At 72.8% G+C, this 24,996-nt stretch carries 21 protein-coding genes and 1 tRNA gene; 13 read left to right on the top strand and 9 right to left on the bottom strand.

All coding sequences use genetic code 11. From position 1 onward, the window contains the following. Positions 1-50: 50 nt before the first annotated feature. The 5 genes from tmk to IEY30_RS10935 all read left to right on the top strand — a co-directional run bounded on the left by tmk (position 51) and on the right by IEY30_RS10935 (position 7,025). Positions 51-746: a dTMP kinase gene (gene tmk / locus IEY30_RS10915; protein WP_052358401.1), complete on the top strand. Its 696-nt coding sequence runs from the start codon at positions 51-53 to the stop codon at positions 744-746. After that, positions 743-1,903, top strand: a complete 1,161-nt coding sequence (locus IEY30_RS10920; protein ID WP_030195472.1) for a DNA polymerase III subunit delta' — start codon at positions 743-745, stop codon at positions 1,901-1,903. The genes tmk and IEY30_RS10920 overlap by 4 nt, the downstream gene beginning before the upstream one ends. Positions 1,904-2,023: 120 nt before the next feature. Continuing rightward, entirely contained in the window at positions 2,024-3,577 is a 1,554-nt protein-coding gene (locus IEY30_RS10925) for an alpha/beta hydrolase (RefSeq protein ID WP_030195475.1), read from the top strand. Then, on the top strand, positions 3,571-5,349 hold the full coding sequence (locus IEY30_RS10930) for an alpha/beta hydrolase (RefSeq protein WP_030195477.1): 1,779 nt from the start codon (positions 3,571-3,573) through the stop codon (positions 5,347-5,349). The genes IEY30_RS10925 and IEY30_RS10930 overlap by 7 nt, the downstream gene beginning before the upstream one ends. Next, positions 5,280-7,025: an alpha/beta hydrolase gene (locus IEY30_RS10935; protein ID WP_052358402.1), complete on the top strand. Its 1,746-nt coding sequence runs from the start codon at positions 5,280-5,282 to the stop codon at positions 7,023-7,025. The genes IEY30_RS10930 and IEY30_RS10935 overlap by 70 nt, the downstream gene beginning before the upstream one ends. Before the next feature lie 100 nt (positions 7,026-7,125). Here IEY30_RS10935 and IEY30_RS10940 read toward each other — a convergent pair whose 3' ends face one another. Beyond that, complete coding sequence (locus IEY30_RS10940) at positions 7,126-8,052, bottom strand: NADP-dependent oxidoreductase (protein ID WP_030195481.1); 927 nt, start codon at positions 8,050-8,052, stop codon at positions 7,126-7,128. Between the two features lie 294 nt (positions 8,053-8,346). On the opposite strand from IEY30_RS10940, the gene IEY30_RS10945 reads away from it, so the two are divergent. The 3 genes from IEY30_RS10945 (at position 8,347) to IEY30_RS10955 (ending at position 10,397) form a co-directional block, all read left to right on the top strand. Next, positions 8,347-8,420 (top strand) — tRNA-Thr (locus tag IEY30_RS10945). Between the two features lie 370 nt (positions 8,421-8,790). Next, positions 8,791-9,921 (top strand): phosphotransferase, encoded by a 1,131-nt coding sequence (locus IEY30_RS10950; RefSeq protein WP_030195484.1) that lies wholly within the window; start codon positions 8,791-8,793, stop codon positions 9,919-9,921. Continuing rightward, complete coding sequence (locus tag IEY30_RS10955; protein WP_030195487.1) at positions 9,918-10,397, top strand: GNAT family N-acetyltransferase; 480 nt, start codon at positions 9,918-9,920, stop codon at positions 10,395-10,397. Before IEY30_RS10950 ends, IEY30_RS10955 begins: the two co-directional genes overlap by 4 nt. Before the next feature lie 118 nt (positions 10,398-10,515). Here IEY30_RS10955 and IEY30_RS10960 read toward each other — a convergent pair whose 3' ends face one another. After that, entirely contained in the window at positions 10,516-11,763 is a 1,248-nt protein-coding gene (locus IEY30_RS10960) for an MFS transporter (protein WP_030195497.1), read from the bottom strand. Between the two features lie 139 nt (positions 11,764-11,902). Next, positions 11,903-14,371, bottom strand: coding sequence for an HAD-IC family P-type ATPase (locus tag IEY30_RS10965; protein ID WP_030195499.1), 2,469 nt, complete (start codon positions 14,369-14,371; stop codon positions 11,903-11,905). A 198-nt stretch (positions 14,372-14,569) separates the two neighbouring features. On the opposite strand from IEY30_RS10965, the gene IEY30_RS10970 reads away from it, so the two are divergent. The 3 genes from IEY30_RS10970 to IEY30_RS10980 all read left to right on the top strand — a co-directional run bounded on the left by IEY30_RS10970 (position 14,570) and on the right by IEY30_RS10980 (position 17,837). Beyond that, on the top strand, positions 14,570-16,018 hold the full coding sequence (locus tag IEY30_RS10970) for an NAD-dependent malic enzyme (RefSeq protein ID WP_052358404.1): 1,449 nt from the start codon (positions 14,570-14,572) through the stop codon (positions 16,016-16,018). Positions 16,019-16,035: 17 nt separating this feature from the next. Next, complete coding sequence (locus IEY30_RS10975; protein WP_030195515.1) at positions 16,036-17,376, top strand: MFS transporter; 1,341 nt, start codon at positions 16,036-16,038, stop codon at positions 17,374-17,376. A 98-nt stretch (positions 17,377-17,474) separates the two neighbouring features. Further along, positions 17,475-17,837, top strand: coding sequence for an MmcQ/YjbR family DNA-binding protein (locus IEY30_RS10980; RefSeq protein ID WP_052358405.1), 363 nt, complete (start codon positions 17,475-17,477; stop codon positions 17,835-17,837). Between the two features lie 82 nt (positions 17,838-17,919). Here the strand turns inward: IEY30_RS10980 and IEY30_RS10985 are convergent, their stop codons facing one another. From IEY30_RS10985 to IEY30_RS11000, 4 genes are all read right to left on the bottom strand, one after another. After that, positions 17,920-19,146: an MFS transporter gene (locus tag IEY30_RS10985; protein ID WP_030195518.1), complete on the bottom strand. Its 1,227-nt coding sequence runs from the start codon at positions 19,144-19,146 to the stop codon at positions 17,920-17,922. Further along, positions 19,143-19,604, bottom strand: coding sequence for a MarR family winged helix-turn-helix transcriptional regulator (locus tag IEY30_RS10990; RefSeq protein WP_030195521.1), 462 nt, complete (start codon positions 19,602-19,604; stop codon positions 19,143-19,145). Before IEY30_RS10990 ends, IEY30_RS10985 begins: the two co-directional genes overlap by 4 nt. Before the next feature lie 147 nt (positions 19,605-19,751). Next, the gene (locus IEY30_RS10995; RefSeq protein ID WP_030195523.1) at positions 19,752-20,687 is read right to left on the bottom strand and encodes an LLM class F420-dependent oxidoreductase; all 936 of its coding nucleotides are present in this window, start codon (positions 20,685-20,687) and stop codon (positions 19,752-19,754) included. A 17-nt stretch (positions 20,688-20,704) separates the two neighbouring features. Further along, the gene (locus IEY30_RS11000; protein WP_030195527.1) at positions 20,705-21,253 is read right to left on the bottom strand and encodes a TetR/AcrR family transcriptional regulator; all 549 of its coding nucleotides are present in this window, start codon (positions 21,251-21,253) and stop codon (positions 20,705-20,707) included. Positions 21,254-21,484: 231 nt separating this feature from the next. Here IEY30_RS11000 and IEY30_RS11005 point away from each other — a divergent pair, with 231 nt between their 5' ends. Together IEY30_RS11005 and IEY30_RS11010 are read left to right on the top strand one after the other, a co-directional pair. Next, on the top strand, positions 21,485-21,721 hold the full coding sequence (locus tag IEY30_RS11005) for a hypothetical protein (RefSeq protein ID WP_030195530.1): 237 nt from the start codon (positions 21,485-21,487) through the stop codon (positions 21,719-21,721). An 8-nt stretch (positions 21,722-21,729) separates the two neighbouring features. Next, positions 21,730-23,244: an MFS transporter gene (locus IEY30_RS11010; protein ID WP_030195533.1), complete on the top strand. Its 1,515-nt coding sequence runs from the start codon at positions 21,730-21,732 to the stop codon at positions 23,242-23,244. 163 nt (positions 23,245-23,407) lie between these two features. On the opposite strand, the gene IEY30_RS11015 is transcribed toward IEY30_RS11010, so the two are convergent. Both IEY30_RS11015 and IEY30_RS11020 read right to left on the bottom strand, forming a co-directional pair. Next, entirely contained in the window at positions 23,408-24,241 is an 834-nt protein-coding gene (locus tag IEY30_RS11015) for a hypothetical protein (RefSeq protein WP_030195535.1), read from the bottom strand. Positions 24,242-24,404: 163 nt separating this feature from the next. Further along, positions 24,405-24,971, bottom strand: a complete 567-nt coding sequence (locus IEY30_RS11020) for an RNA polymerase sigma factor (RefSeq protein ID WP_030195537.1) — start codon at positions 24,969-24,971, stop codon at positions 24,405-24,407. Positions 24,972-24,996: the final 25 nt, after the last annotated feature.

Consider the following 24,996-nt stretch of genomic DNA (forward strand, 5'->3'; position numbering starts at 1 on the left):
CGGGCGCGGGCGAAGAGGGCCGTGTCGGGGTGCTGGCATAGGCTCGGAGGGTGACGGAGAACCTCGCGGCCGCGACCCATCGAGTCGACACCGCCCCCGGGCTCTTCGTGTGCTTCGAGGGTGGCGACGGCGCCGGCAAGTCCACCCAGGTGCGGCTGCTCACCGAGGTGCTCGAGCAGCGTGGACGCGAGGTCGTCGTGACCCGCCAGCCCGGCGGCACGCCGCTCGGCGCGCAGATCCGTGAGCTCGTGCTCCACGGCGACCACGTGTCGGCCCGGGCCGAGGCGCTGCTCTTCGCCGCCGACAAGGCCCACCACGTCGACCAGCTCATCCGGCCCGCGCTGGCCGAGGGGCAGGTCGTCATCACCGACCGCTACGTCGACAGCTCGATCACCTACCAGGGCGCCGGCCGCGACCTCGGCCGCGACGAGATCACCGCCCTGCAGCACTGGGCCGTCGGTGGCCTGCTGCCCGACCTCACCATCGTCCTCGACGTCTCGCCCGAGGTGGGGCGCGAGCGCCGCGGCGACGTCCACGACCGCCTCGAGTCCGAGGCCGACGCCTTCCACGCGGCGGTCCGCCGCGGCTACCTCGAGCTGGCCGCGGCCGACCCGGGCCGCTACCTCGTCCTCGACGCGACCCAGACCGTCGAGCGGATCCACGCCGCCGTCGTCGACGGCGTCGACCGCGTCCTGGCAGCTCGAGCAGCGCAGGAAGCACAGACACCACAGGCGGCCCGACCGTGACCGTCTGGGACGACCTCGTCGGCCAGGGGCCGACCATCGAGACGCTCTCGCGGGCGGTGTCCGACGAGTCGGCGATGACTCACGCGTGGCTCTTCACCGGTCCGCCCGGCTCGGGTCGGTCGACGGCCGCCCGCGCCTTCGCGGCCGCGCTCCAGTGCCCCGACGGCGGGTGCGGGCAGTGCCGCGAGTGCCGCACCGCCCTCGACGGCAGCCACGCCGACGTCAAGGTCGTCGCGACCGAGGGCCTGTCGATCAAGGTCGCCGAGGCACGCGCCCTCGTCCAGGAGGCCGCCCTGCGCCCGTCCGTCGGCCGCTGGCGCATCATCATCATCGAGGACGCCGACCGCCTGACCGCCTACACCGACGCCCCCGCCGACGCGCTGCTCAAGGCGCTCGAGGAGCCGACGCCGCGCACCGTCTGGATGCTCTGCGCACCGAGCCTCGAGGACGTCATCGTGACGATCCGCTCGCGCTCGCGCCACGTGCGGCTGCGCACGCCGCCCGTCGAGGCCGTTGCCGACCTGCTCCAGCGCCGCGACGGCGTCGACCCCGCCATGGCGTTGTATGCCGCCCGCGCCGCCCAGTCGCACATCGGCCTCGCGCGTCGGCTGGCCCGCGACGAGCAGGCCCGCATCCGCCGCCGCGACGTCATCGCCATGGCCACGAAGATCCTCGGCGTCGGCGACGCCATCGGCGCCGCGGCCGACCTCGCCCAGATCGCCGACGAGGAGTCCACGGCCTCGAGCGCCGAGCGCGACGCCGCCGAGCGCTCCCGGCTCATGGAGACCCTCGGCGCCGACCCGACCGCACGCACCCAGCCGCCGCACATCCGCGCGCAGGTCGCGGCCCTCGAGCGCGAGCAGAAGACCCGCGCCACCCGCGCCGCCCGTGACGTCGTCGACCGCGCCCTCGTCGACCTCACCTCGATCTACCGCGACGCGCTCGTCCTGCGGCTGCGCTCCGACGTCGACCTCGTCAACCCCGACGCCGTCGACAAGGTGCGGGCCCTGGCCGGCGTCTTCACCCCCGAGCAGCTGCTCGAGGCGATGGACGCCATCAACGAGGCCCGCGACCGCATCAACGCCAACGTGCCGCCCCTCCTCGCGCTCGAGGCCATGGCCCTGCAGCTGCGGGTGCCCCGCGACCTCGGCGTCTGAGACGCTTCCCACACCCACGGCGCCCGGCCCTCGACGGGCCACACGGCATACGGCCTCGATGCGGTCACGACTCCCCGTCGGGGCAGGCTGCATACAGGTCGACCCGTTACGGTTTCGGGCATGACGACACGCCCTGCCGCCATCTCCCGTGCCCTGACCGCCGCTGCGGCGACCCTGGCGCTGGTGCTGTCGGCGGCGGCCTGCACGACCACCGAGGCGCCCGTGGCGCCCGGTGCCAAGACGGGGATCCCCGCCGCCACGGCGCCGCCCACCCAGGCGCTCGCGCCGTACTACGCCCAGAAGCTCGACTGGAAGAAGTGCGGCGCCCTCGAGTGCGCCGACCTCCGGGTCCCGCTCGACCACGCCGCCCCCGACCCGGCCAAGGACCTGACGATCAAGGTCGCCCGGGTCAAGGCACACGACCAGGCCAAGCGGCTCGGCTCGCTCCTCGTCAACCCCGGCGGTCCGGGGGCGTCCGGCATCGACTACGTCCGCGGCGGCGCCGAGACCATCGGCGGGCCCGAGGTCCGCCGCTACTACGACCTCGTCGGCTTCGACCCGCGCGGTGTCGCGAGCTCCGACCCCATCGACTGCCTCGACGACAAGGCCCTCGACCGCTTCCTCGCCGCCGACCCGACGCCCGACGACGCGTCCGAGGAGCAGGCGCTGATGACGCAGGCCAAGGCGATGGCCGACGGCTGCGAGAAGGACAACCCCGACCTCGTCAAGCACCTCTCGACGGCCGATGCGGCGCGCGACATGGACATCCTGCGGGCCGCGGTCGGCGACACGCAGCTGAACTACCTGGGCAAGTCCTACGGCACGTTCCTGGGCGCCACCTACGCAGACCTCTTCCCGAAGCGGGTCGGCCGCGTCGTCCTCGACGGCGTCGTGCCGCCCGACCTGACGAGCGCCGAGCTCGGCGAGGGCCAGGCCCGCGGGTTCCAGATCGCGACGCAGGCCTACGTCGAGGACTGCGTCACCGAGGACTGCCCGCTCGGCAGCACGCCCGAGGCCGCCCTCAAGGGACTCGACGACTTCTTCACCCAGGTCGACCGCAACCCGCTGCCGACCGGCGACCCGAGCGCGCCGCTGCTCACCGAGGGCTGGGCCCGCCTCGGGGTGGCCGTGGCGCTCTACGACCAGGGCTCCTGGGGCATCCTGACCGACGCGCTCAAGGAGGCCAAGGCCGGCAACGGCTCGAGCCTCATGCAGCTCGCCGACGCCTACGCCGACCGCCGCCCGGGCGGCGGCTACGACGGCAACCTCATGGAGTCGATCTTCGCCGTCAACTGCCTCGACCGGCCCGACAGCCCCGACCTGTCCGCCTACGAGACGTACGCCAAGGACTTCTCGGCCAAGGCCCCGACGTGGGGTGCCAACCTCGCGTGGGGCGCGCTGCCGTGCGGCGTCTGGCCCGTCAAGTCCGCCGTGGGCCCGCACAAGATCCACGCGGCCGGCAGCGAGCCGATCGTCGTCGTCGGCACGACCCGCGACCCGGCGACCATCTACGAGTGGTCCAAGCGGCTGCGCGACCAGCTCGACAACGCCGTGCTCGTGTCCTTCGACGGCGACGGGCACACGGCGTACGGTCGCAGCAACACGTGCGTCGACAGCGCCATCGATGCCTTCTACGTGCAGGGGCGCGTGCCCAAGGACGGACTCAAGTGCTGAACGAGGACCCGCGTCCCGACGACCTTCCCGACGCACCGACGGGGTATGCCGCCCTGCCGTCCGCCTACCCGCCGCCCCCGGGTGCCGACGGGGCGACCCCGCCCGCCGGGCCCGGCTGGTCCACCGGGGCAGCCGCGGCAGGTGGCGCGCGTCCGGGGCGGTCGTGGGTGCGCCCGGTCCTCGCGTCCGTGGCGGTGGTCGCCGTCATCGCCGTGGTCGCCCTAGCCGTCTGGCGCATCGGCAACCCGCCTCCCGTCGCACAGCCTCAGCCGCGGACCCCGGCGAGCACCTCGGGCCCCGCATCGCCCAGCCCCACCGCCGGCACCCCGACCACCGGCAACCCTGCGGCGCAGGGCTATCCGGCCGCGCTGGCCGCCTTCTACACGCAGAAGCTCGACTGGGCCCCGTGCTCCGACAACGCCAAGCACCGGTGCGCCACGATGGAGGTGCCCGTCGACTACGCCAAGCCAAACGGTGAGCGCTTCACCCTGGCCCTGCGCAAGGCCCCGGCCACCGACCCCGCCAAGCGCCTCGGCTCCCTCGTCATCAACCCCGGCGGTCCCGGGGGCTCGGGTGTGGAGTACGCCCAGTACGCCTCGTTCGTCTTCTCTCCCGCGGTGCGGGCGGCCTACGACGTCGTCGGCTTCGACCCGCGGGGGATCGGCGCGTCCAGCCCGGTGCGCTGCCTGACCGACTCCGACATGGACCTGCTCTTCAGCGCCGACCCGACGCCCGACTCGCCGGCCGAGCGCTCGACCCTGCTCGGCGACGTCGACGGGGTGACCAAGCGCTGCGCGGCTCGGGGCGGCGAGCGCGCCATGCACATGAGCACCACCGAGGTGGCGCGCGACATGGACGTCATGCGCGTGCTGCTCGGCGACACCAAGCTCAACTTCTTCGGCGGCTCCTACGGCACGTTCCTCGGCGCGATCTACGCCGACACGTTCCCGGAGAGGGTCGGCCGCATGGTGCTCGACTCGGCGATGTCGCCCAACCAGACCGAGCAGCAGGAGATGACCTACGACATCCAGGGCTTCGAGTCCTCGATCGACGCGTTCATCGCCTGGTGCGTGGGGCGCAGCGACTGCGCGCTCGGCACCGACAGGGCCGGCGCCCGCCAGAAGATCGTCGACCTGCTCGACGCCGTCGAGAAGAAGGGGCTGACGACGAGCAAGCCCGGGCTGACGACGATCGGAGAGGGCTGGGTCGGCTTCTCGATCTTCATGTGCCTCTACTCCGACTCGTCCTGGCCGACCCTCAATAAGGGCCTCGCCCAGGCGTTCACCGGCAAGGGCGACATCCTGCTGGCCAAGGGCATGTCGGTCGTCGAGCGCGGCATCACGGGCGACTACGCCCCGACGACCTACCTGCAGGCGATGATTCCGGTCCGCTGCGCGGACTGGCCGCGGGCGAGCAGCGACCCGTCGCTCGTCGCGGAGCAGAAGCGGGCCCAGGCGGCCCACCCGTTGTGGGCCCGGATGACCGGCGAGCTCTACGACAACTGCCGCACGTGGCCGACGGCCGGGCGCACCCCCAAGGGCACGACGCTCGCCCAAGGGGCCGGACCCATCCTCGTCATCGGCAACGAGCGCGACCCCGCCACGCCCATCGGCGGCACGAAGCAGCTCGCCAAAGACCTCGCATCGGGCGTTCTTCTCACTTCGGACCACGACGGGCACGGCACCTACTACGCTGGCAACTCGTGCGTGGACTCCGCCGTGGACGGGTACCTGCTCAGGGGAACGGCGCCGTCCGACGGCACGACCTGCTGAGCCGACTGCTCGCGCCCTTCATCTCCCTCGCGATCCTCGCGACCCTCCTGCTGCTCGCCATCGGGCCCTCCCACGTGCCCGGCGCCACCGCGTCCGGTGGGCAGGCCGGGCGGTCTGGAACGGCGGGCACGGCCCCAGCCGCGACCGACACAGCCGATGCGGCCGACTCCCCGGACGGCGAGGGCCACGAGCGTGACCGGGTCGAGCTCGGCACCCCGACCTCCAAGCCGGCCCAGGGGCTCGACGCCTTCTACGACCAGGCGATCAGCTGGATCCCGTGCAAGGGCGACGGCTCGTCGAGCACCGACCGCTGCGGCACCGTGCGCGTCCCCGTCGACTACCTCGATCCCCGCGGCGAGACCGTCGAGATCGCGCTGCGCAAGGTGCCGGCCGAGAAGCCGACGCTGCGCAAGGGCACCCTCTTCATCAACCCGGGCGGCCCCGGCGCCTCCGGCCTCGACTTCGCCAAGGAGGCCCGGGACTTCTTCGCCGACGACGTGCGCGAGGTCTGGGACGTCGTCGGCTTCGACCCCCGCGGCATCGGCGAGTCCGGTGGCTTCGCGTGCCTTCGGGCCAAGGACCTCGACGCGATGTATGCCGCCGACCCCACGCCGGACACCAAGGCCGAGAAGGCCGCGGTCGTGGCGTCGCGCACCGCGCGGCTCCAGGGGTGCCTCGCCCGCGGCGGCGCACTGGCACGAAACATGGGCTCCGAGCAGGTGGCCCGCGACCTCGACATCATGCGCGACGCCGTGGGCGACGCCCACCTCAACTACTACGGCATCAGCTACGGCACGCTCATCGGGGCGCTCTACGGCGCCCAGTTCCCCGACCGGATCGGTCTCATGGTCATCGACTCGGCGGTCTCGCCCGACTACCTCCCGAGCAGCTCGGCGTCGCAGGACGACGTCGACCGGTGGGCCGGAGACGAGGCCGGGACGGTCGAGGAGGGGCTCGACGCCTTCCTGCAGGACTGTGTCGACGGCGACGAGTGCCCGCTCGGCGACGACGTCGACACCGCGCGCACCACGCTGCTCTCCTTCCTCGACGGGCTCGACCGCAAGCCGCTGCCGAGCGACGCCCAGGGCATCCCGCGACTCACCGAGGGGTGGGCGGTGACGGCGGTCAACGCGGTCCTGCTCTACCCGGAGTCGTGGGAGGAGGTCGAGGACGCCCTTCGCGTGGCGCTCGAGGACCGCGACGGGACCGACCTCGTCTGGGCCGCGATGGACACCGTCATGCGCGACGACGACGGGACCTACGTCGGTGGCTTCGAGGCCAGCCACCTCCCCATCCACTGCGCCGACTGGCCGCTCGACGCGACGGACGAGATGGAGCCCAGCCGGGCGGTGCTCGACGCGCACCCGGTCTACGCGCACCTCTACGGCGCCTCCACCGACTCGTGCCAGGGCTGGGTCGGCACGCAGCGCACCAACCTCATCCTCACGGTCGACGCGGCCTCGCCGGTGCTCGTGCTGGCCAACGAGCGGGACCTGACGACACCGCCGGACGGCACTCGGGAGATGGGGCACGGCATCTTCGACTCGCGCTACATGCTCGTCGACGCGGACGGCCACGGGGCCTACTCCAACGGCAACGATTGTGCCGACGCGATCGTCGAGGACTACCTCGTGCGTGGCCTGGCGCCGCCCAACGGCGAGACCTGCGACGCCTGACCGACCCGTCCCGCGACAGGCGAGTGGGCACCGTCCCGTGCGGGGAGGGTGCCCACTCGACGGCTCGAGGGCGTATGCCGTGTGGTGCGGTGTGGTGCGGTCAGTCGGTCGACACGCGCAGCACGATCTTGCCGGCGGTGTGCCCCTCCGCGTTCAGCCGGAAGGCGTCGGCCAGCTCCTCGAGGGGGAAGGTCTGCGCGACCGGCACGGTCAGCTCGCCGCGCTCGACGAGCGACGTGAGGTGGGCCAGCTCCGCGCCGTCAGGACGCACCCAGATGTAGTGGCCGCCGGCCTCGGTGACCGAGCCGTCGGCGATCGAGGCGTGCCGTCCGCCCTCGGCGAGGACGGCAGTCGTCACGTCGAGCACCTCACCGACGAAGTCCGCGACGGCGTCGACGCCCTCGGGGGCCAGGGCACGGATGCGCTCGACGACACCGTCTCCGTAGGCGACGGGCTCGGCGCCGAGCTCACGGAGCCGGTCGTGGTTGCGCTCCGACGCCGTGCCGATGACCCGAGCCCCGAGCGAGCGGGCGATCTGCACGGCGAGCGAGCCGACGCCACCGGCTGCGGCGTGCACGAGCATGGTGTCGCCGGCGCCGACCTCGAGGCGCTTCAGCAGCCGCAGCGCCGTCAGGCCCGCGAGCGGCAGACCCGCTGCCTCGTCCCACGACATCGACGCAGGCTTCCTGGCCAGGGCCCGGACCGGCACGGAGACGAGCTCGGCGAACGTCCCGCCGTGCACGTAGTCCTTGCGGGCGTAGGCGAGCACCTCGTCGCCGGGGGAGAACTCCGGGGTGTCGAAGCCGACGGCCTCGACGACGCCCGAGACGTCCCAGCCGGGCACGACCGGGAACCGCACGTCCAGCACGGGGTCAAGGCCGCCCGACATGAGCTTCCAGTCGACCGGGTTCACCGAGGCCGAACGCACCCGCACGAGCACCTCACCGGGGCCGACCTTGGGCCGCGGCTGCTCGGTGAGCCCGAGGACCTCGGGTCCGCCGTAGGTGTCGTAGGTCATGGCGCGCATCGTCGGGGTGGCTGCCTCGGTCGTGTCGCTCATCCGGGATCTCCTGCTTCGTCGTGGTGGTTCGGCTCGTGGTTCGCTGGGGTGGCGCGGCGGGGTGGGGCGGCGGTCGTTGCCGCGGTCTCCCCAAGGTCAATGCGCGGTCCCCGGCGCGGCATTCCCCGCGTGGCGAGAGCCTCGTCGCAAGGGCTTTCGGCCGGCTGACCGGCGTCGACCCGAGGCGATTTTTCTCCGACGGGGGTCGTGCGTATACTCAACCTCCGTGTCCGGTCGCGCTCGTCGCGGGTGGCACGACCAGCCGCTTTAGCTCAGTCGGCCAGAGCGATTCACTCGTAATGAATAGGTCGTCGGTTCGATTCCGACAAGCGGCTCGGCCCGAGGCCCCGTCACCTGCGTTCGTCGCAGGAGGCGGGGCCTTCGCCGTTCCCGGCGGCTCTGCGCCGTGGGCGCACGCGTTCGCGTCGGTGTGCCGCGCCGCGGGCTGTCGTGCGGGGGGCGCCCGACCGGGCCACGCGGCATACGGCCCCGGAACGGCGAAGGAGCCCGTCTGCGCGCGCAGAACGGGCTCCTTCGAGGCTGGTGCGGATGGGGGGGTGCGTGCCAGCCGTGGGGGTGTTACAGGTGTGACAGTAATGAACCTGTAGGCAGATGTACGGGTTTTCGATGTTTTTGGCACCAGAAGTTTGGATTTGGGGTCAGCTCCGGGCGGGACGCCCGCCCGGGCTCTGGCACAGTGACCCGGTGACCACGACCTCGACGGACCCGACCCCGGATTTCGTGGCGGAGACCCTCGCGGTGGCCTCGGACCGAATCGGGTCGCAGCTCGCCGTCGTCGGTGAGCCCTTCCCGGGGAGCCGGCGCACGCTCGTCGTGCGGGCGAGGACCAGCGACGGCAGCACGGTCGTCGTCAAGCGCTACCTCGGGGACGAGGGGGCCGAGGCGTACGCCCGGGAGGCCTCGGCGCTCGCGGCGCTGGCTGGGTTCGGCCGGACCCCGTCGCTCGTCGCGGAGTGCGGGGACCCACGTCTGGTCGTCATGGACGACCTCGGCGAGGGCCAGCACCTCGCGGACGTCCTGCTCGGCGCCGACGAAGACCGCGCTGCGGCGACCCTGGCCGGCTGGGCGACGGCCGTGGCGGGGCTGCACCGGGCGGGCCGGCAGGTCCGCGACGCCTTCGAGGCCGGGGTGCTGGCGCGTTCTGCCGGGCCGGTCGAGCTCGACGGTCTGCCGGGCCTCCTCGAGGCGGCCGCGACCGACTGGGGTCGGCTGGCAACAGCCCTGGACGTGCCGGTGGCGGACGGCGCCTTCGACGTGCTGACCACGGTGCCCGGACGGCTGCGCGTCGACGCGAGCAGCCTGTCGGCCGCCGACATGTGCCCCGACAACAACCTCGTGAGCGACTCGGGCCTCGCGCTGCTGGACTTCGAGTTCGCGCTCTGGCGGCCCGTCGTCTGGGACGCGGCCTACCTCCGCGTGCCGTGGCCGACGTGCTGGTGCGCGTGGTCCCTCGAGGCGGCCGCCGCGGACGTGGCGCTCGGTCGCTGGCGCGAGGAGGTCGGGAAGTCCTGGCCGGCCGTGCTCGGTCCGGACTTCGACCACGACCTCGACCTCGCGACCGAGGCCTGGGCGTGGCTGGCGGGCAGCTGGTGCCTCGCGCCGCTCGTCGACGGCGAGCCCCGGCGCACCAACCCGCTCAAGCCGATGCCGCGCATGCCCGACCGCGTGCTGGGTCTCCTGCGCACCGCGGCGGCCGGGCGCGCCCTGCCCGAGCTCGCCGACACCGCCGCGCAGCTGGCCCGGGCCGTCGAGGTGACGTATGCCGCCACCGACGTGCCGCTCGCGCCCGCCTTCGCCGGGGGAGTCCTCCGATGACGCCGGCGTGGACGATCCGGCGTGCCACGGCAGTCGACGCCGAGGCCGTGGTCGAGCTGCGGGCGCTGATGTTCTCGGCGATGGGCGTGGCCGGCGTCGACGACCCGGGCTGGCGCGAGGCGGCCGTCCGTTGGTTCGAGGCCACGCTCGGCGGGCCGCACGCCTGCGTCGTCGTCGCCGAGGATCCTGGGGGCCGCGTCGTCGCCGGCGCCATGGGCGGGCTGCGCTTCGAGACGCCGTCGCCGGTCAACCCCAACGGCGTCTGGGGCCTCGTCAACAACGTCGCGACGCGGCCCGAGACCCGGAGGCAGGGCCTGGCTCGGGCGTGCGTGGTCGGAGTCCTCGACTGGTTCCGCGACGAGACCGAGGCGACCGTCGTCGAGCTCTTCGCCACGGGCGAGGGGTCCGGGCTCTACGAGGAGCTCGGCTTCACGCCGACCGCCTGGCCCGCGATGCGGCTGCGCCTGCCACGCTGACCGGCTCCGCCCCCGCGGTTGGTCCGCCGGGGCGGAGTTGTCGGGGTGGTTCGGGCTGCGTCGGGCCCGGTTGGTCCGCCGCGGCGGAGTTGTCGAGGCGGGTGAGGGCGGGGGTTCCCTATGCGCTCTGTGCGGGCTCGGCCGGGTTGGCGCCGGCTTCGGCCTGGGCCCGGTCGAGCACGCCCCTGAAAGCCCACGACACGAGGACCGCGGCGGCCCCGGCGCCGACGGTGACGGCATACGCCGGCGTGTGTCCGCCCCAGTCGGCGAGGCGACCGGCGAGTGCGGCCCCGACCGCGTAGCCGAGCCCGGTGGCGGCGGCGAGGACGGTCATGGCGGCGCCCGTGCGCGACGGCGGCGTCACCCGCTCACCGAGGGTGAACGTCGTGATCATGTACGGCGCGACGGTGCAGCCGAGCACGAGCAGCACGGGCACGAGCGCCGGCAGCGACCCCACGAGCAGCAGCGGGGCCGACAGCACGAGCAGTCCGGCGGCGAACCAGCGCAGCCGGGTCGAGAGCGCGAAGCGGGCCGGTAGGCCTGCGACGGCGAGCCCCGCGAGGACGCTGCCCACGCCGAGGAGGGCGTGGAAGTAGCCGGTCAGCCCGGGGGAGCCGGCTGCCGTGGCGAGCACCGACGTGCCCGTCTGGACCGACCCGAAGACCGTGCCGACGAGCAGCTGCGCCACGCCGAGGACGACGAGGGCCGGCGTCAGCAGGCGGCCGACCTCACCGGTGCTGCGCGACGTCGCGGCGTGCGTCACGTCCGCCGTCTCGTGCAGCGCGAACCACGTGCCGAAGACCGCGAGGCCGGCGGCTGCGAGGGCCAGGGCCGCGGTCGGGCTGGCGACGGACACGCCGAGACCGACGAGCGCCGGACCGAGCACGAAGGAGGCCTCGTCGGCCGCGCCCTCGTAGGAGAAGGCCGCGTCGACGAGACGGTGCTGGCGCGAGCCGGTGGACGCGGTGATGGGCCGCCACCGCACCCGGGCGAGCGGACCGATCTGCGGCAGCAGCAGGCCCGCGACCGCGCTCGCGACCGCCGCCACGCCCCAGGGCAGCCCGGCGGCCACCACCAGGAGGATGCCGACGATCCCGAGCCCGCCCCCGATGGACTGGAACGCCACGACCCGGCGCTGCCCGAGCCGGTCGGCCCGGGCACCCCAGAAAGGCGCCCCGACGGCGTTGGCCACCGCGAGCGCGCCGGCGCAGAAGCCGCCGGCGCCGTAGCTGCCGGTGGCGGACGACACGAGCAGGAGGGTGCCGAGCTGGCTCATGGCGAGCGGCATGCGGGCGAGGAACGCGACGACGATGTACGTGCGGCCGGTGAGGCCGAAGAGGTGACGGTACGAGTCGATGGGTGACACGAGGGCGGCTCCGGATCTGGTCGCGGGGTGCGCGACGCGGGTGCGTGCCTACCCGCCCATCAGGTCACGCCGGATCCCTGTGCACCTCGATTCTACGGGGTCGGCAGAGGTGCGTCCTGCCGCCCTCCGCTCGCGGCGATCAGTCCCGGATGTGGTGCGCGGTGCGGACGGAGGGGGAGAGCCGGTAGATCACCTCGACGAGACCGGCGCCGACGGCACCGACGGCGAGCGACTGCCACATGAGCGGCAGCGGGGCGTCGAGGTTGAAGAAACGGGCCGCGAAGGGCCAGAGGAAGGCCGTGACCGCGAGCGCGACCATGGCCGCGACGAGCGCCGCCTTCCAGGGCCGGAAGGGCCGGGACAGCACGACGAGGATCCAGAAGAAGACGGTGAGCAGCGTGATGGTCGCGCCGCTGCCGGGCTGCCAGCACTCGACGTCCGCGACCGCCTTGGCTCCGGCCTCGACGGTGCACCGCTCGGCGAACTGGTCGCGCGGCACCCCGTAGCTGCTGCCGGCCAGCAGGTAGGACGCGATGACCGCGAGCCCCGCGACCGCCCCGGACGGCACGGCGAAGCGCAGGATGCGACCGAGGAAGCCGGAGAGGTAGCGGCGCCGGTTGGGCCCGAGCGCGAGGAAGAACGCCGGGATGCCGATCGTGACGGCCGAGACCAGCGTCAGGTGGCGCGGCAGGAACGGGAAGGGCACGGCGATCACGGCCGCGGCGAGGATCGCGACGAGGCTCATGGCGTTCTTCGCGACGAAGAGGTTGGCGACGCGTTCGACGTTGCCGATGACCCGGCGTCCCTCGGCGAGCACGTCGGGCAGGTGCGAGAAGCGCCCGTCGAGCAGGACGAGCTCGGCGACGGCCTTGGTGGCCTGCGCGCCGTTGCCCATGGCGACCCCGATGTCGGCGTCCTTGAGGGCGAGCGCGTCGTTGACGCCGTCGCCGGTCATCGCGACGACGTGGCCGTCGGCCTGCAGGGCGTGCACGAAGGCCCGCTTCTGCTCCGGGGTGACCCGCCCGAAGACGGAGTGCGTCGCCAGCACCTCGCGCAGGGCCTCGGGCTCGTCGGGCAGCGTGCGTGCGTCGACCGGCTCGCCGACGTCGAGCCCGACCGAGCGCGCCACGGCGGCCACCGTGACGGGGTTGTCGCCCGAGATCACCTTGATGGCGACGTCCTGCTCGGCGAAGTAGGCGAGCGTCTCCGCCGCGTCGTGTCGCACCTGCTCGGTCAGCGTCACGAGCGCGGCGGGGGTCAGGTCGGGCGGCAGGGTGGGCTCGGCGAGGTGCTGCTCGCTGCGGGCGAGGAGCACGACGCGGCGGCCCGAGTCGGCGAGCCCGGCGACCTGCGCCCGGATCTGCTCCAGCACCTCGGGGGGTGACGGCTGCGGGTCGGCGGCGAGCAGCACCTCCGGCGCGCCGAGCACCCACGTCGAGCGCTCGGCGAAGCAGGCCGCGCTCCACTTGCGCGAGGAGTTGAAGGGGATCGTCTGCGTGCGCTCCCAGCCGGGGGAGTCGACGGCCGCCGCGACCGCGGTCAGCGTGCCGTTGGCGTTGGGGTCGTCGGCGAGCGCGCCCAGGGCGCAACGGATCTCGTCCCCGTCCTGCCCGTCGAGGGTGTGGACGTCCTCGAAGGCGATCTCGCCGGCGGTCAGCGTGCCCGTCTTGTCGAGGCACACGACGTCGACGCGGGCCAGGCCCTCGACCGCGGGGAGCTGCTGCACGAGCACGTTGCGTCGCGTCAGCTGCACGGCCGACAGGAGGAACGCCACCGAGGTCAGGAGCACGAGGCCCTCGGGCACGAGGCCGACGACCCCGGCCGCCGAGCGGATGACGACCTCGCGCCAGCCCTGGTCGCCCACGGTGCGCCACTGCGACCAGATCGCGATCGGCAGGGCGGCGACGATGACCCACGTGATGTAGGTCAGCAGCGTGTTGATCGACTCCTGGATCTCGGAGCGGGTGCGCGTGAACTTCCTCGCGTCGGCAGCGATCCGGTTGACGTAGGCGTCGGCGCCGACCTTGCTCGCGCGGTAGCGGCCCGACCCCGCGACGACGCTCGTGCCCGACATGATGGCCTCACCCTCGTCGTGGGAGACGGGGTCCGACTCGCCGGTGAGGTTGGCCTCGTTGAGCTCGAGCCCGGCGCTCGCGATGAGCGTGCCGTCGGCGGGGACCTCGTCGCCGGTGCGCAGCTCGATGAGGTCGTCCTGCACGACGTCCGTCGTCGCCACGACGCGCACCTCGCCGTCTCGCACGACACGGGTGGTCGGGGCGTTGAGCAGGGCGAGCCGGTCGAGCTTCCGCTTCGCGAGGTACTCCTGCACGATGCCGATGGCCGAGTTGACGACGAGGACGATCCCGAAGAGCCCGTCGGCGAACGACCCCGTGACCATGACGAGGACGAACAGCGCCCCGAGGATCGCGTTGAAGCGCGTCAGCACGTTGGCGCGCACGATCTCGCCGATGGAGCGCGACGTGCGCTCGGTCAGCCGGTTGACGGCGCCGCGCCCGACCCGCTCGGCCACCTCCTCGCTCGTCAGCCCGTCGGGCCCGGTCAGGGTGGATGCGCCGGCAGTCACGGGCGGCGTCCCGGGTGTCGTCACCGACCCATTGTCGTATGCCGGGTCGTCGGCTCCGGGGTGGAACGCGCACGAGCGCTCGGGTGGGGTCGCACGCAACCGGGCGACACGGCATACGCCATCGGTCGGTTGAGGGCGCGAGGCGGCCGCCGGACCCGGGCGGACAAAGGTTACTGATCGGTCTTCGGACGACCGAGGGGGCGTTTCTCGGATCGTGGGACGATGGGAGGCGTGACTGAGTCGATCCAACGTGCCCGCGCCACCACTGCCTCCTACTCGATCACGATGCGGATCCACGCCGGGACCGACCCGGCGGTCATCGGCGCCCTCGCCGTCAAGGTCGCCGAGAGCGGCGGCATCACGACCGCGCTCGACATCGTCGACTCGCACCCGGACCGTCTCGTCATCGACCTCACCTGCTCGGCGAGCAACGCCGAGCACTCCAACGAGGTCGTCGACGCCGTCGAGACCCTCGAGGGGGTCCGCGTCCACAAGGTCTCCGACCGCGTCTTCCTCATGCACCTCGGCGGGAAGATCTCCGTCGAGTCCAAGGTCAACCTGCGCAACCGTCAGGACCTCGCGATGGCCTACACGCCCGGCGTCGGTCGGGTCAGCCAGGCGCTGGCCGAGCACCCGGAGGACGTGCCGAAGCTGACGATCAAGGGCAACTCGGTCGCCGTCGTCACCGACGGCTCGGCCGTGCTCGGCCTGGGCAACATCGGCCCGATGGCGGCGCTGCCCGTCATGGAGGGCAAGGCCGCGCTCTTCAAGCGCTTCGCCGACATCGACGCGTGGCCGATCTGCATCGACACGACCGACGTCGACGAGATCGTGCGCACCGTCGAGCTCATCGCCCCCGGCTTCGGCGGCATCAACCTCGAGGACATCGCCGCCCCGCGCTGCTTCGAGGTCGAGGCCAAGCTGCGCGAGCGCCTCTCGATCCCGGTCTTCCACGACGACCAGCACGGCACCGCCATCGTCGTGCTCGCCGCCCTGAAGAACGCGCTGCGCTGCATCGACAAGAAGCTGCCCGACGCGCGCATCGTCGTCTCGGGCGGCGGCGCCGCGGGGTCCGCGATCGTCCAGCTGCTGCTGGCCGCCGGCGCCATCGACGTCACGGTCTCGGACCGCCCCGGCCTGCTCAACAAGGCCGACGAGTCGCTCACCCCGGCGTGGCGCGAGCTCGCCGAGAAGACCAACCCGCGCGGCCTCACCGGCACCCTGCGCGACGGTCTCCAGGGTGCCGACGTCTTCATCGGCGTCAGCGCGCCGCGGATCCTGCAGCCCGAGTGGATCGACGAGATGGCCGACCAGCGCATCGTCTTCGCGCTCGCCAACCCCGACCCCGAGGTGGACATCTACGAGGCGACGCAGCGGGCGACGGTCGTGGCCTCGGGCCGCAGCGACTACCCGAACCAGATCAACAACGTGCTGGCGTTCCCGGGCGTCTTCCGCGGCCTGCTCGACGCGCGCGCGACAGACGTCACGACCGAGATGCTCATCAAGGCGGCCGACGCCATCGCCTCGGTCGTCACCGACGAGCAGCTCAACCCGAACTACATCATCCCGAGCGTCTTCCAGCCCGACATGAGCAAGACCGTCGCCAAGGCGATCGTCGACTGCGTGCCCAAGGCCCCGGCGCAGAGCATCCCGATGACCGGCGCCAACTGAGGAGCACGACCGACCGGATGACGAGCACGACCCAGCCGGCCCAGCCGGGGCAGCGCTATCCCCTCGACGGCCGCCGCGCCTGGGCGGTCTGGGCGGCGGCCATCGCCGTCTACGTCCTGGCCGTCTTCCACCGCACGTCCCTCGGCGTCGCCGGGCTCGAGGCCGCCGACCGCTTCGGCATCAGCAGCGCGCAGCTGTCGACCTTCACCATCGTGCAGGTCTTCGTCTACGCCGCGATGCAGCTGCCGGTCGGGGCGCTGCTCGACCGCTACGGCAGCAAGAAGCTGCTCGGCCTCGGGCTCGGGCTGCTCACCGTCGCGCAGCTCGGCTTCGCCTTCGTCGACTCCTTCGCGGCGGCGCTGGCCTGCCGCGTGCTGCTCGGGATCGGCGACGCGATGGTCTTCATCTCGGTGCTGCGCCTCGTGGCGCTGTGGTTCTCGCCTCGGCGCACGCCGATGGTGACCCAGCTGACGGGCGTGCTCGGGCAGCTCGGCGCGCTGGCCGCAGCAGGCCCGCTGGCCGCCGCGCTCGACCACTTCGGATGGACCCCGTCGTATGCCGTGGCCGCGTCGGTCGGCGTGCTCTCCGGGGTCGCGCTCGTGCTCGTCGTCAAGGACAGCCCCTACACCGACCACCACCGGGACGAGCTGCGCCTGCGCGCGATCGCCCGCACCCTCAAGGCCGCGTGGCTCGTGCCCGGGACGCGCCTCGGCCTGTGGTCGCACTTCACGTCGCAGTTCGCGGCCAACATGTTCACGATGTTGTGGGGCTTCCCGTTCCTCGTTGCAGGACAAGGACTCTCGCCCTCGACGGCGAGCGTGCTGCTCATGGTCATGGTCGTCACGACCGTCGTCTCCAGCCCGGTCATCGGCACGCTGACGATGCGCTACCCGTTCTCGCGCAGCACGCTCGTGCTGTGGATCGTCGCTGCCGCGATCCTCGCGTGGACCGTCGTGCTGCTGTGGCCCGGACGCGCGCCGTTGTGGATGCTCGTCGTACTGGTCGTGCTCATCGCCATCGGCGGCCCCGGCTCGATGATCGGCTTCGACCTGGCCCGCACCTTCAACCCGCCGACCCGCATCGGCAGCGCGTCGGGCATCGTCAACACCGGCGGCTTCATCGCGACGCTGACGGCGGTGGCCCTCGTCGGCGTCGTCCTCGACCGGGTGGCGCCGGGCGGACCGTCGACGTGGGACGTCGACGCCTTCCGGCTCGCGATGACGGTGCAGTACCCCGTGTGGGCGCTCGGCATCGTGCAGGTGCTGCGCTACCGTCACAAGGCCAGGCGCGCGGCGCTCGAGGCCGACCCCGACGCCTACGCCGCCATGCAGGCCGGCCGCAGCGTCACCTTCCACTGACGGACCCCCCGGCTCCACCGTCGAGAGGCCAGAGTTTGCGGGTCTTGGACGGGCGAGTGGTCGGTGTTCCCGGTCTAGCCTGCGCAGCAGGAGGAGCGATGGCGACATGGACCGACGTGGAGGAGCTGGCCGCCCGCCTGCCCGGGGCCGAGGCGACGGTCGCCCACGAGGGCTCGCCCGCCTGGCGGGCCGGACGGCATACGTTCGCTCGTCTGCGGCGGGACGACGACGGGCGTGACCTCGTCCAGGTGTGGACGGGCGAGATGGACACCGAGCAGGCGCTCGCGGGTCGGCGCGACACGTTCGTGCGGATCGACACGTTCCGCTTCCGCGTCACGATGTGGGCGCGACTCGACCGGCTGGACCGGCGCGAGCTCGCCGAGCTGCTGCTCGAGTCCTACGACATCCGCGGCGGTCGCCGCCGACGTGGGGACACCGACCTCGCCGACCTCCTGCGCTGAACCGTCGAAAGGCCACAAACCGGGTGGTCGCCCTGCGCGGGCGCCGCGGTGTGTGGCCTTTCGACGGGTGGAGCGGGTGCGGTCAGGCGTCGCCGACGGTGAGGGCCTCGGCCTCGGTGCGCGAGGTGACGGCCTCGGCGCCGTGGTCGGGAGCCTCGTCGAGCGCACTGATGATCCGGCGCGCCGTGAGGAGCACGAGCACCGCGAGCACGACCGCGCCCGAGCCCACCCAGAACGGCAGGTGGATCGACTTCTCGCCGAGGTTGCCGGCGAGCCACGGGGCCACCGCGCCGCCGCTGAAGCGGACGAAGGAGTAGGCCGCGGACGCGACGCCACGTTCGACCGGGGCGACCTTCATGACCGTCTCGGTGATGAGGGTGTTGTTCACGCCGAGGAAGGCGCCGGCGAGGATGACGCCGATGACGAGGACCGTCTTGTTCTCCGTCGCGACCGCCATGACCGCGAGGATGACGGCGAAGCCGAGGAGCGCCCCGACGATGCCGGCCATCGTGCCGAAGCGGCGCTGGACCATCGGGGCCACGAAGACCGACGTGATCGCGAGCAGCAGGCCCCAGCCGAAGAAGATGAAGCCGATCTCGTGGGCGCCCATGGCGAGCGGGAAGGGCGTGAAGGCAAGGAGGGTGAAGAAGCCGAAGTTGTAGAGCAGTGCCGTGATGCCGACGGTGAGCAGGCCGCGGTGGCCGAGGGCGCGCAGCGGCGCCGTGATCGACGTCGGGTTCTCGGCCGGCGGCGTCTTGGGCAGCGTGGCGACGGTGGCGATGAAGGCGACGGCCATGAGGACGGCGACGCCGAAGAACGGCCAGCGCCACGAGATGCCACCGAGCCAGCCGCCGAGCAGCGGGCCGGTCGCGATGCCGACACCGAGCGCGGCCTCGTAGAGGATGATCGCCTGCTTGACCGACCCCGAGGCGGCATTGACGATCGTCGCCAGGGCGGTCGCGATGAACAGGGCGTTGCCGAGACCCCACAGGGCGCGGAAGGCGACGATGCCGCCGACGGTGTCCTGGCTGCCGGCGAAGGCCGCCCCGACGATGATGAGCGCGAGGCCGAGCAGCAGGCTGCGCTTGGCGCCGACGCGGCTGCTGACCCAGCCGGTGCCGAGCATCGCGATGCCCATGACGGCGAGGTAGCTCGTGAAGAGCAGCGAGACCTGCGAGGGGCCCGCGCCGAGCTCGTCGGCGATCGGCTTGAGGATGGGGTCGACGAGGCCGATGCCCATGAAGGAGATCACGCAGGCGAAGGCGATCGACCAGACGGTCTTGGGTTGGCGCCACATGGTGGTGGTCATCCGTCCTTTCGGGTGGGGTGGGGGACAGGGGCGTCCGCCGCGGCGGCGAGCAGCTCGTTCATGACGTCGATGGCGACGCGGACTCGGTCGAGCGCCGGTCCGTCGAGCTGGTCGAGGGCGGGGGACAGGACGGCCAGTCGGGCCCGGCGCACGCTCTCGAGCGCGGCGTGGCCCTCTTCGCTGAGGGAGATCACGGTGGCGCGCGCGTCGTCGGGGTCGGACGCGCGGTGCACCCAGCCCGACGCCTCGAGGCGCTGGAGCTGGGTCGTGATCGTCGGCTGGCTGCTGTGATCGGCGGCCGCGAGGGCGCTGACGCGCGAGGGTCCGAGCTCGTCGAGGAGGGCGAGCAGACGGGCCTGCGCGAAGGGCACGTCGAAGGACGCGTGCCGGCTGGCCCAGCGCGAGAGTCGCGCGGCGGAGCGCAGCAGCTCGTTGCCCAGAGTGGTCGGTTCGGTCACCCGCTCCAATTTACATAGACAACCTATGCATATCAAGTCGACGGGGCCGTGGTGCTGGGGCGAGGCGCTCACTCGACGGCGCCACAGTGCCCACCCGACGGGATCTCCCCGTCGGGTGGGCACGTCGGTGCGCTCTCCGACAGCGCCTCAGGCGAGCTGGCGCAGGACCGCGTCGGAGATGTCGGCCAGGTGGTCGAGGTCGGAGAGGTCGAGGACCTGAAGGTAGAGGCGCTCCGCGCCCGCCGCCTCGAACGTCGCGAGCTTCTCGACGACCGCATCGGGCGAGCCGGCGAGGCCGTTGGTGCGCAGCTCCTCGAGGTCCCGACCGATGGCGTCGGCCCGCAGTCGCAGCGTCGCGTCGTCGCGGGCGACGCACACCACCTGCGCGGCCGACATCGTCATCGACGAGGGCTCCCGTCCCGCCTCGCGAGCCACGGCACGCACTCGTTCGAACAGCCGGCCCGCGTCGTCGGCCGACACGAAAGGCGCGTTGAACTCCGCGGCATACCGCACCGCGAGAGCGGGCGTTCGGCGTTTGCCGCCGCCACCGATGATGACCGGGACGCCGCCGGGCTGCACGGGCTTGGCGAGCGCGGGGGAGTCGGTGATCGGGTAGTGGGTCCCCTTGTGGCTGAACGTCTTTCCCGGCTCGGTGTCCCACAGCCCCGTGATGACGGCGAGCTGCTCCTCCAAGCGGTCGAAGCGCTCGCCGAGCGGTGGGAAGGGGATGCCGTATGCCGTGTGCTCGGCCTCGAACCAGCCCGCGCCGAGTCCCAGCTCGACGCGTCCACCGCTCATCTGGTCGACGCCCGCGACCTGGATCGCGAGCGGGCCGGGCAGGCGGAAGGTCGCAGAGGTGACGAGGGTGCCGAGCCGGATGGTCGAGGTCTCGCGCGCGAGGCCGGCCAGGGTGGTCCAGGCGTCGGTCGGTCCGGCTCCGCCGTCACCGCCCATCGACAGGTAGTGGTCCGAGCGGAAGAAGCCGTTGAAGCCGGTGTCCTCGGCCGCCCGGGCGACGGCGAGCACGTCGTCGTAGGTGGCGCCCTGCTGGGGCTCGGTGAAGATGCGTAGGTCGAGGGTCATGACCCTGCAACCACGGTTCAGTCGCGAACAATCCCGTCGACGACGACCTCGAGCATGGGGCGCACGTCGAGCTCCGTGCGGCTCGTGTCGGCGACGCTGGCGACACCGCTGACGAGGCGCATGATGTTGGCGGCGTCGACGCCGGGACGCAGCTCGCCGTCGGCGCCGAGGTGGTCGATGACGCGGCGGTTGGCGTCGCTCATGACGCGGCACTTGCGGTACATCGGCGAGGCCGGGTCGTCCATGGCGGCGCAGATCTTGCTCGCGGCCCCGCGGTGCAGGGTGATGTGGTCGATGAAGTGCTCGAACCAGTCGAGCAGCATCTGCCGGGCGGGCAGTCCCGTGGCGATCGCTGCGTCGGCGTCGGCTGCGACGCGGTCGGTCCAGTCCTGCATGAGCGCGTCGACGAGGGCCTCGCGGGTGGGGAAGTGGCGGTAGAGGGTGCCCGGACCTACTCCGGCGCGCTTGGCGATCTCGTCGAGCGAGGAGTCGGTGCCGCGCTCGGTGAAGACGATGCGGGCCGTCGCGAGGATCTTGTCGTAGTTGCGCCGGGCGTCGGCGCGCATCGGGCGAGGAGATTTCCCGGTCGATTCCTGGGCTGGTCCGTCGGCCGAATCCCCTTGGGCGGCAACGGATCCCGGCGACGGGTCGAGCGTCGCCTTGCCGGCTTCGGCAGGCGTCACGAGGAAACTCCCTTGCTAAAACGGAGAGTGTCTCCGTATTGTTGGTCGAGCAGAACCGGAGTGGTTCTCCGCTAATCGTAGCGCCGACCGTCGTCACAGAGGAGTCCGGCACCCATGACCACCATGATCCAGCCCACCCGACAGGCCCGCCGCGTCCACCTGTCGCACCTCGCCACCACCCACCGCGCGCCGCTCGTGGCCCGCCCGGAGACCGGCGCCGCCGCCACGTCGGCCCGCGCCGCGACCGGTGGCCGTGCGACCCGGACCCGCGCCGCCGCCTTCACCCCGATGACCCGCGACCCGCTCACCGTCGAGACGCCGCGCCCCCAGTTCCAGCACCACGAAGCCTGAGGCAGAACATGTCGACCACCACCACCCCGCCCGCCACCCGACCGCCCGTGCCAGCCACGCCGTCCACGCCGTCTACGCCTGACCGTGTCGCCCGCCGCAGCTCCATCGGCCTCGGCGTCGTCCTCGTCGCCCAGCTCATGCTCGTGCTCGATGCGACCGTCGTGAACGTCGCCCTCCCGCACATCCAGACCGACCTCGGCTTCACGCCGGCCGGCCTGTCCTGGGTCCTCAACGCCTACACCCTCGCCTTCGGCGGCCTGCTGCTCTTCGGTGGGCGGCTCGGTGACGTCCTCGGACGCCTGCGCAGCTTCGAGATCGGCCTGGCGATCTTCACCGTCGCGAGCCTCCTCGGTGGCCTCGCCACCTCGCCGGCGTGGCTCATCGCCTCGCGCACCCTCCAGGGCGTCGGCGCCGCCCTCGCCGCCCCGAGCGTCCTCGCGCTCGTGACGACGAGCGCCCCGAACGAGGCCGCGCGCAACCGCGGCCTGGCCCTCTTCACCGCGGTCTCGTCCGCGGGCGCCTCGATCGGCCTGCTCCTCGGCGGCGCGCTGACCGACTTCGTCAGCTGGCACTGGACCCTCTTCGTCAACGTGCCGATCGGCGCCGTCGTGCTCGTGCTGGCCCGTCGCTTCGTCACCGAGACGCCGCGCGTGCGTGGCCGCTTCGACGTCGTCGGCGCCGTCACGGCCACACTCGGCTCGGTCGCCGTCGTCCACGGCTTCATCAGCGCCGCCGACCGCGGCTGGACGGCGCCGCTGACGCTCGCGTCGTTCGTCCTGGGCCTCGGCCTGCTCGCCCTGTTCGTCCGCACCGAGAGCCGCGTCCCGGCGCCGCTCCTGCCGCTCGCGCTCGTCCGTGACCGCACTCGCGGTGGGGCGCTCGTGCTCATGGCGCTCGTCGTCGGCGCCCAGTTCTCGACGTTCTTCCTCGTGACGCAGTACCTCCAGCTCGTCCTCGGCTTCAGCCCGGTCGCGACCGGCGCCGCGTTCCTGCCGCTCAGCCTCGCGATCTTCGCGACGTCGCGGGTCAGCGCCCGCCTCGTCGCCAAGGTCGGTCCGCGCCCGATGCTCCTCGTGGGCACGCTCGGGCTGACGGCGAGCTTCGTGTGGCTGAGCAGCATCACGACGACGAGCACGTATGCCGGCCACCTCCTCGGCGCCCTCGTGCTCAACGGCGTCTCCGCGGCCCTCGTCTTCATGCCCGTCACCGTCGTCGTCCTCGGCGGCGTCGACCGGGCGCAGGCGGGCACCGTCTCGGGCCTGCTGCAGACCGCGCAGCAGCTCGGTGGCGCCGTGGGCCTCGCAGCCATCGTGAGCGTCTACGCCTCCAAGGCGGTCCCGGGCCAGTTCGTCCCCGGTGTCGAGCCGGCGTTCCTCACCTCGGCCACCTTCACCCTCGTCGCCCTGCTCGTCGCGGCCCTCGTGCTGCGCCCCCGCCCGGCGCGAGCTGGTGGGCAGCCGCAGCCGCAGCCGACGCGCGAGAGCGTCGCCGTCGCGGCCGCGGACGGCGCCGAGGCGAGCTGACCCACCCCCGTCCACCCCACCGCTCCCAGCACCTGAACCGAACGCGGCGTTCGGTCTCGAACTCACCGGCAGATGGGGTAGGTGAGTGGGCCGCAACAAGTCCGCCGATTCGGGGTGGGCGTGGGTCAGGCCGCGCAGCGCCGGGTCAGCCGGGTCAGCCGTGTCAGCCGAGGCGGGCCGCGGACCGCTCGGCCAGCGTCTCCGCATCGACGACCTTGGCGGCCTCGGGCGACGTCGACACGACGCTCACCGAGACCCGCGTCCCGGTGCGCACGACCGAGACGAGCTGGCGCAGCAGGTGGTTGTCCTGGTCGAAGTCCATGGTCCAGCGCTGCCCCTCCGAGCCGTCCGGGAGGATGACCTGCACCGGTGCCGACGCCCGGAAGCCGACGCCCTTCATCCCCTCGTTCGACGGGTCGGTGCACTGGGTGCGCCAGTCGAGGACCTCGGACACCATCTGCTGCGCGTCGGCCGTCTCCCGGAAGTCGAGCACGTACTGGTCGGCGTAGAGGTCGCCGCTGTCGGCCTGGGCGGAGTACATCTTCCGGAGGCCGTACTGCGCCTCCGGGCTCTTCGTCTGGCACGCCGTGATCGTCGCCTGTCCCGCGCCCGGGGCCGTGTGCAGCTGGGCCGTGGGCCAGCCGGCGGCCACGTAGTCGTTGGCGACCATGAGGCTCTTCTCGGAGAAGGCCGCCCGTGGCGACGACGCGGACGAGGGCGTACGCGTGGGGCTCGGTGCCGTCGTCGTGGCGCGCGTCGTGGCGGGCGCCGCTGCGGAGGTGGGCGGCACCGTCCGGGTGGTCACGGCGGTGGAGGTCTGGCTCGTCCGCGGAGGCGCCGTCGTGCCCGACGAGCCGCCGACGCCGGTGCTCGGGCCGGTGCCGGCGCTCGGGGTGGCCCCGGCTCCGGTCATCCCGTGGATGAGGACGCCGGCCGCGACGCCCGCGACGGCAGCCGTTGCGAGCACGGCGGCGACGGTGGTGTTCCTGCTCTTCATGGTCTCTCCCTGTGGTCGGCCCGCGTGGGCCGGTCGGCCCGGTGCCCGTGCCCGGTGGTCCGGTGGTCCCGCGTCCGGTGGTCCCGCGTCGTCCGGCGTGGGCGTGTTCACGGATGGAGATGCGCCGGCGCTCCCATTTGTTGCCGGCGACCGTCCACGGGTGTCAGGCCAGGCGCTCGACGAGGTGCCCGCGCATGAAGGCCCGCGCGTCGTGGATGCGCGCCTTGGCCGTGCCGAGCGGCACCCCGGTGATCTCCGCGACCTCGTCGTAGGGCAGCTGCCCCAGGTCGCGCAGCACGAAGGACTCCACGAGGTGCGGCTTCGCGGCCTCCATCGCCTCGAGCGCCTCCATGAGGTCGACCCGTGACCCGGCCATGACGCTCGTCGTGCGCGGGTCGAGGGCCTCGGGCAGCACGGCCACGGCCTGCTCCGACCCGCGCCGCTTGAGCGAGCGGTAGGTCGAGCGGGCGCTGTTGGACGCGATGACGGTCACCCAGCCGACGAACGAGCCCGCGCCGGAGAAGGACCGGAGCTTGGTCGCGACCGCCACGAGCGCGTCCTGGCAGGCCTCTTCGGCGTCGGCCCGGTGGGGGAGGAACTTGGCGCAGCGCCGCATCACGAGCGGCTCGAGCGCGCGGACGAGGTCGTCGACAGCGTGCGGGTCCCCGTCGAGCGCGGCGAGCCTCAGCCGCTCCAGCGTGTCGGCCTCGGACGCCTCGTCGTGCAGCACCGTCTGCTCCGTTCCCCTGACCGGT

The organism is Terrabacter tumescens, assembly GCF_014646815.1.
GTDB classification, from domain to species: domain Bacteria; phylum Actinomycetota; class Actinomycetes; order Actinomycetales; family Dermatophilaceae; genus Terrabacter; species Terrabacter tumescens.